1 rRNA gene is annotated in these 913 nt (G+C 52.2%); it reads right to left on the bottom strand.

The window, feature by feature from the left end:
- Nucleotides 1-695 (bottom strand): 16S ribosomal RNA (locus IFS44_RS21640); the annotation flags it as partial.
- Between the last annotated feature and the right edge of the window lie 218 nt (nucleotides 696-913).

Here is a 913-nt window from a genome sequence, read left to right as displayed (position 1 = left end):
CAATACATGTCCAGTCAGCCGCCTTCGCCACTGGTGTTCTTCCGAATATCTACGAATTTCACCTCTACACTCGGAATTCCACTGACCTCTCCATGATTCAAGCGATGCAGTCTAAAAGGCAATTCCAGAGTTGAGCTCTGGGCTTTCACCTCTTACTTACAAAGCCGCCTACGTGCGCTTTACGCCCAGTAATTCCGAATAACGCTAGCTCCCTCCGTATTACCGCGGCTGCTGGCACGGAGTTAGCCGGAGCTTATTCTCCCGGTACTGTCATTATCATCCCGGGTAAAAGAGCTTTACAACCCTAAGGCCTTCATCACTCACGCGGCATTGCTGGATCAGGCTTTCGCCCATTGTCCAATATTCCCCACTGCTGCCTCCCGTAGGAGTCTGGGCCGTGTCTCAGTCCCAGTGTGGCTGATCATCCTCTCAGACCAGCTAAGGATCGTCGGCTTGGTGCGCCTTTACCACACCAACTACCTAATCCTACGCGGGCTCATCCCTCGGCGATAAATCTTTGGACTTACGTCATCATCCGGTATTAGCAGTCGTTTCCAACTGTTATTCCGAACCAAGGGGCAGATTCCCACGCGTTACGCACCCGTGCGCCACTAAACCCGAAGGCTTCGTTCGACTTGCATGTGTTAGGCATGCCGCCAGCGTTCATTCTGAGCCATGATCAAACTCTCAAGTTTATGTCACCATCACGTCGCAGTGGAATTCCACGACACGACAGCTCATCTCAAGGAGCCGCTCTACACAAAATTCTTCAGACGACCCGCGCAGTTCGAAAACCACACAGACCGTCCATTACGTATGGATACGTGAAGGACATATGAGAACGACTTAGCTTTAAACGATTATCCAGAGCCTTGAGGACCCCAGAAACCGCAAGCCGCCGCCCACATGTCCC

This window comes from Sphingomonas sp. CFBP 13706 (assembly GCF_014842355.1).
Lineage (GTDB): Bacteria > Pseudomonadota > Alphaproteobacteria > Sphingomonadales > Sphingomonadaceae > Sphingomonas > Sphingomonas aerolata.
Note: the sequence above shows the minus strand (reverse complement) of the source record. Positions and strands in the feature narration are given on the sequence as shown.